Annotated in this window: 8 protein-coding genes; 5 read left to right on the top strand and 3 right to left on the bottom strand. The window is 67.5% G+C overall.

Going from position 1 to position 5,859, the window contains the following annotated elements:
* Window positions 1-528 (top strand): UdgX family uracil-DNA binding protein (locus Q8M88_RS08405; RefSeq protein ID WP_305596313.1); only part of this gene is annotated, 528 nt, incomplete at its 5' end.
* Here Q8M88_RS08405 and Q8M88_RS08400 read toward each other — a convergent pair.
* The 3 genes from Q8M88_RS08400 to Q8M88_RS08390 form a co-directional block, all read right to left on the bottom strand.
* Window positions 525-1,199, bottom strand: coding sequence for a TetR/AcrR family transcriptional regulator (locus Q8M88_RS08400; protein ID WP_305596311.1), 675 nt, complete (start codon window positions 1,197-1,199; stop codon window positions 525-527). The genes Q8M88_RS08405 and Q8M88_RS08400 overlap by 4 nt on opposite strands.
* Window positions 1,200-1,236: 37 nt before the next feature.
* On the bottom strand, window positions 1,237-2,409 hold the full coding sequence (locus Q8M88_RS08395) for a VWA domain-containing protein (protein WP_305596309.1): 1,173 nt from the start codon (window positions 2,407-2,409) through the stop codon (window positions 1,237-1,239).
* A 96-nt stretch (window positions 2,410-2,505) separates the two neighbouring features.
* Window positions 2,506-2,961: a recombinase family protein gene (locus Q8M88_RS08390; protein ID WP_305596307.1), complete on the bottom strand. Its 456-nt coding sequence runs from the start codon at window positions 2,959-2,961 to the stop codon at window positions 2,506-2,508.
* 567 nt (window positions 2,962-3,528) lie between these two features.
* On the opposite strand from Q8M88_RS08390, the gene Q8M88_RS08385 reads away from it, so the two are divergent.
* The 4 genes from Q8M88_RS08385 to Q8M88_RS08370 form a co-directional block, all read left to right on the top strand.
* Window positions 3,529-4,365 (top strand): histone deacetylase family protein, encoded by an 837-nt coding sequence (locus tag Q8M88_RS08385; RefSeq protein ID WP_305596305.1) that lies wholly within the window; start codon window positions 3,529-3,531, stop codon window positions 4,363-4,365.
* 52 nt (window positions 4,366-4,417) lie between these two features.
* Window positions 4,418-5,035 (top strand): histidine phosphatase family protein, encoded by a 618-nt coding sequence (locus Q8M88_RS08380; RefSeq protein ID WP_305596303.1) that lies wholly within the window; start codon window positions 4,418-4,420, stop codon window positions 5,033-5,035.
* Window positions 5,036-5,124: 89 nt separating this feature from the next.
* Window positions 5,125-5,370: an exodeoxyribonuclease VII small subunit gene (locus Q8M88_RS08375; protein WP_305596301.1), complete on the top strand. Its 246-nt coding sequence runs from the start codon at window positions 5,125-5,127 to the stop codon at window positions 5,368-5,370.
* Window positions 5,370-5,859, top strand: a 490-nt coding sequence (locus Q8M88_RS08370) for a polyprenyl synthetase family protein (protein WP_305596298.1), incomplete at its 3' end; no start/stop codon positions are given. The genes Q8M88_RS08375 and Q8M88_RS08370, both read left to right, overlap by 1 nt.

Raw genomic sequence — 5,859 nt, 5'->3', positions numbered from 1 at the left:
CGGGACGCGACGCAAGGGGTGTCGGGCGAGGGGCCCCGGACCGCGCGGCTGATGTTTGTCGGCGAACAGCCGGGCGACCAGGAGGACCTGGCGGGACGACCGTTTGTGGGTCCGGCGGGCCAGGTGTTCGACCGCGCGCTGGCAGAGGCGAAGGTGGAGCGCGCCGAGACCTTCGTCACCAACGCTGTGCGGCACTTCAAGCACGAGCTGCGGGGCAAGCGCCGGCTGCACAAGACGCCCGACGCCGGCGAGGTGCAGGCTTGTCGCTGGTGGCTGGACAACGAACGACGGATGGTGCGCCCGCGGGTTATCGTGGCCCTGGGCGCCACGGCCGCCCTTGCGGTGCTGGGCCGCCCCACGCCGATCGGCAAGAACCGTGGCCATGCCCTGCAATTGCCCGATCAGGGACAGGCCGTGGTGACCTACCACCCCTCGTACCTGTTGAGGCTGCCGGACGCGGACGCCAAGGCCAAGGCCTACGCGGAGTTCGTCGAGGACCTGCGGTTCGCGCAAGCCCTGGCGGCCTAAGCCAGGAACCCTGCCACGGCGAAGTCCAGCATGCGGGCGAGCAGCGCCTCGACGTCGCTTTCCTGGGTCAATCCACCGGACAGCACGTTCAGCCGATCGAACTCGGCGGGCTGGCTGTTGTGGATCAGGCCAAGGCAGAAATGCAGACGCCAGTAGACCTCTTCGCGCGCCAGGTCCGGCCTCGCCTGCGCGAGGGCGTCGGCGAAGCGGGCCAGATAGGACACGTCGTTGCGCAACGCCTCGCGCATCGCCTCAGTACCCTCGCCGCGGGCGCGGATAATGAACTGCAGCGACAGGCGATGGGGATGGTCGAGGGCGGACCAGCGCAACGGCGGGGCGAACAACGCCTCCAACACCTCGCGCGCCGGCGGCCGCCCGTCGTGGCGAGCATGGGCTTCATGCAACATGCGCGCGCGCTGGCGATTCAGCTCCGCCGTGCGCCGGCGAAAGATCTCGAACAGCAGCGCGTCCTTGGATCCGAAGTGGTAGTTGACCGCCGCAAGATTGACGCCCGCCTCCGTGGTGATGTCGCGCACCGAGACGTTCTGGAAGCCCTGTTCGGCGAACAGCCGCTCGGCCGCGGCGAACACCGCCGCCTTGGTGGCGGCGTCCTGCGTTTCTCCGGGTTCCAACAGCCGCAGATCGATCGGGTTGTCGTTGTCGGAAGTCATTCGCTTGGCGTCTGCGAGGCGGCGGCCGGCGAAACGTTCAGCGCGAAAGCTCGCGCATCGCCTTGTCGAGGCCGTCCAGGGTCAGGGGATACATCCGATCGCGGACCAGCTGGCGCATCACCTCGACAGACGGCGTGTGCTCCCAATGGCGCTGGGCGGTGGGGTTCAGCCAGATAACGTGTTCGAAGGTCTGGGTCAGGCGATCCAGCCACACCGCGCCCGGCTCCTCGTTCCAGTGCTCCACCGAGCCGCCCGGATAGGTGATCTCGTAGGGGCTCATGGTCGCGTCGCCGACGAAGATCACCTTGTAGTCCTTGGGGAACCTGTGGAGCACGTCCCAGGTGGGAATCTTCTCGGCGTGGCGTCGACGGTTGTCCTTCCAAACCGACTCGTAGAGACAGTTGTGGAAGTAGTAGAACTCCATGTTCTTGAACTCGGTCCGTGCGGCCGAGAACAGCTCCTCGCAGACCTTGATGTGCGAATCCATCGAGCCGCCGATGTCGAGGAACAACAGCACGCTGATCTTGTTGCGCCGTTCGGGGCGCACCTGGATGTCCAGGTAGCCCTTCTCCGCGGTGCCGCGGATCGTGCCGTCCATGTCCAGCTCGTCTTCGGACCCGTCGCGCACCCATTTACGTAGACGGCGCAGCGCCACCTTGATGTTTCGGGTGCCGAGCTCGACCGAGTCGTCGAGATTCTTGTATTCGCGCTTGTCCCAGACCTTCACCGCACGGCCGTGGCGGCCCTTGTCCTGGCCGATGCGCTGGCCTTCGGGGTGGTAGCCGTTGGCCCCAAACGGCGAACTGCCGTCAGGTTTGGAGCCGCCGTTGCCCTCGCCCTTTTGGCTTTCCTCGCGCATGCGCTGTTGCAGCGCCTCGATGAACTTCTCGAAGCCGCCCATGGCCTCGATCTGGGCCTTCTCCTCATCCGTGAGGAAGCTGTCGCTCATCCGCTTCAGCCATTCAGCCGGGATGTCGCCGGCGATGGTGTCGCCCATCTCCTCCATGCCGCGGAACACGCGGCCGAACACCTGGTCGAACCGGTCGAGATTCTTCTCGTCCTTCACCAGGGCGGCGCGCGACAGGAAATAGAAATCCTCGACGGATCGGTCGATCACCGCCTTGTCGAGCGCCTCGATGAGCATCAGGTATTCTTTAAGGGTCACCGGCACCTTGGCTTGGCGCAACTCGGTGAAAAACCGCATGAACATGGTCACGTCCTAAGGAAGACGAACGTTTGTTTGAGCCCGAAGGATGGGGCCGCGCCAGGCGCATGTCCATAGCCGCGCGCATGGGCGCGGCGCCTGTCAGGCCTCCAGGGCCCGCAGCTTGCGCCACACCGTCATGCGCGAAACCCCCAGCCGACGGGCGATCTCGACTGGACCAACGCCAGCTTCCTGCAGGGCGACGATGTCATTGGCGGAGGCCGCGCCCCGGCGCTTGCGCAGCGTGATAGGGGCTTCAACCGCGGCGACGGCCTGCAGCGCTGCGCGCAGGGCGCGGCCACCCTCGCCGACGCTGGAAATCTCCGGTTCCGCCACGAACAGCGTGGCGCCCTTGCTCTCGAGCCTGTCGATGACGTCGAGCGCGCTGCGTGAGCAGTGGGCCAGATGCTCGAGCCGGATCACCACCAGCTCATCACCCTCTCCGACGAAGTCGAGGATGGAGCTGAGGACGGCGGAATCGTCCTTGCCGGGGCCGGCCGCTTCGCCGGCGCGCACGACATGACAGCCCATCGCCTTCAACGCCTGGGTGTGGGCCATTGAACGCGCGTCACGCAATTTGACGTAGCCGATTCTGAGCATCCCTGGGGGAACCTGTCGCCTTACGGGCGGGGAAGCTCTCAAAACGAACCCTGTTAGTCAAAGCGCAGAATGTTAAATCGCAGCAATAAATTCTGCGGTCGCCGGGCCAGCTTTCAGCCGTCGCGCAACCGACCGGCGTGCGACGGGTCTGCGCACGATCAACCAGCGGTTTACGCTCGGGCGCCAACCAGGCCTGAAATGCCAAAGATTCTTATAGCTTAGCTTGAACGCTCAGTCGGATCGGACCGCCTGGCGTCGCGCCGGGCGATCGTTCGGACGCTGAACAGCGCCGACCCGAGCGCCCGCCAGGCGCCGCGCGAGCCTGCCGCCTTGCGTTGTTCCGCGCCAATTCGTCGCAGGTGTGGGCGCGGGCTTTCGCCGCATCGCCGCGCGAAACAGCGGTTCCTGGCGGAATTTCAGCGCCGATACGGTAAAAGGGGACATGACCGTCGCGCTCTATACCCACGCGGACATGTTCGACCATCGACCTGGAGCCATCCGGAGCGGCCCGAGCGGCTACGCGCGGTGATCGACGCGCTCGACGACGCCTCGGATCTCGATCTCGAATCCTTCGACGCGCCGCTGATCGAGGCGTCCGATCTCGCCCGCGTGCACGACCCGCGCTACGTCGAGGCGATCGTCGGGGCCGCCCCGGCGTCCGGTCGGCTGATGCTCGACGCCGACACCTTCATGTCGCCCGGTAGTCTGTCGGCGGCGCGACGTGCGGCCGGCGCGGTGGTGGCGGCGACGCGGGCGGTCGCATCCGGCCAGGCTGAGCGGGCGTTCTGCGCGGTGCGGCCCCCTGGGCATCACGCCGAGCCGGCCGTGCCCATGGGTTTCTGCATCTTCTCAAACGTCGCGGTGGCGGCGCATGCTGCGCAGGCGGCGGGTGTGAAGCGGGTGGCCGTGGTCGACTTCGACGTCCACCACGGCAACGGCACCCAGGCGGCCTTCGAGGGTCGACCGGGCCTGTTCCTCGCCTCGCTGCAACAGTGGCCGCTGTGGCCGGGCAGCGGGCATCCGTCGCAGGCCGCGGCCGACAACATCGCCAACGCCGTCGTCGCCCCTGGCGCGACACGCGACGCCTGGCGTGAAGCCTTCTCCGGTTTGATCGACCAGGTCGACGCCTTCGGACCCGACCTGATTCTCGTCTCGGCGGGTTTCGACGCCCACGTGCGCGACCCGATCGCCGCCGAGCAGCAACTGGAGGCGGAGGATTTCGGCTGGGCGACGCGCGCGATCATGTCGGTGGCCAGGGCGCGCTCACGCGGCCGGGTTGTCTCCTCGCTCGAGGGCGGGTACGACCTTGAGGCTCTGGGCCGCTCTGCCGTCGCGCATGTGCGGGCTCTGTCGGAGGGGTAGGACGGGAGACGGGCGCCCTGAATGGGATGCGCCCGGCGCCTTTTCAGATGAGATGGCTCACACTTTGACCGCCGAGCCGCCCGCCAACGCCGCGGCCCGACAGGGGTCGATCACCCTGATCCGTCACGGCGAGCCAGCCCTGTCGCGCAAGGTGCTGCTCAACGCCGAGGGCTACCGCAACTTCTGGGCTCAGTACGAGGTGCTAGGCCTGCTGCCAGGTCAGACGCCGCCGACCGAACTGGTCGCCATCGTCGCCGCGGCCGGATCGGTGATCTCCTCCACCCGACTGCGCTCCATCGAGAGCGCCCGGGCGCTGACCGGCGGCGATACGTTCGTCCGCGACCCGATGCTGATCGAAGCGCCGCTGCCGCCGCCCAGGCTGCTGGCGTTCGTTCGCCTGTCGCCGAGAATCTGGGGATTCATGGCGCGGTTCTGGTGGTGGTTCTTCAATCACCACGAGGGTGCGGAGACCCGCCGCCAGGCCGAAGGGCGCGCCGATCGCGCCGCGGCGAGGCTGATCGAGGCCACCGCCTCCGGCCAGGACGTCGCGGTGATCGCCCACGGTTTCTTCAACTTCATGATCGGACGCGCGCTGAAGCGCCGCGGTTGGAAGTTGGCGGCTAGCCAGGGCTACAAATACTGGTCAATGCGCCGCTTTCATCGCGCCTGAGGCCGCTGATCGGCGCGCCGGCGTGCGCCTGGGGCGTTGCGGGGCTTCGCCGCGCTCACTAGGAATGAATAACGCTCAAGAGGATCCCCATGGCCGACGCCGCGGACATCGCAACCCTGTCGTTCGAGCAGGCGCTGGCCGAACTGGAACGCATCGTCGCCGAGCTGGAATCCGGCCAGGCGCCTCTGGAGCGCTCCATCGAGATGTATGAGCGCGGCGCGGCCCTGAAGGCTCACTGCGAGGAACGCCTGGCGGCCGCGCGCCTGCGCGTTGAGAAGATCGTCGTTGGCGCGCAGGGGACTGCGCCCGGCGTCGAGCCGGCCGAGTTCAACTGATGGGATCGGTGAAGCAGCGGGTCGCCGAAGCCGCCGATCTGGTCACCGTCGCCCTCGACGAGCTGCTGCCGCGCGCGGATGGTCCGGAGTCGCGTCTGACCGAAGCCATGCGCTATGCGGCGCTGGGGGCCGGCAAGCGGTTGCGCCCGTTCTTCTCCATCGAGACGGGGAAGATGTTCGAGCTGGATGCGCGCCCGGTGCTGCGGGCCGCTTGCGCCCTCGAGTGCGTGCACGCCTACAGCATGATCCACGACGACCTGCCGGCCATGGACGACGACGATCTGCGTCACGGCCAGCCGACGGTGCATCGGGCCTATGACGAAGCCACGGCGATCCTCGCCGGCGACGCGCTGCAAAGCGCCGCTTTCGAGATCCTCGCCCATCCCGACACCCACAGCGACGGGGCGGTGCGCGCAGAGATGGTCGTGCGACTGGCCCAGGCCGCCGGCGCGCGGGGCATGTGCTGCGGCCAGATGATCGACCTGCTGG

The sequence above is a fragment of the Phenylobacterium sp. genome (assembly GCF_030693805.1).
Taxonomy (GTDB): Bacteria; Pseudomonadota; Alphaproteobacteria; order Caulobacterales; family Caulobacteraceae; genus Phenylobacterium.
Note: the sequence above shows the minus strand (reverse complement) of the source record. Positions and strands in the feature narration are given on the sequence as shown.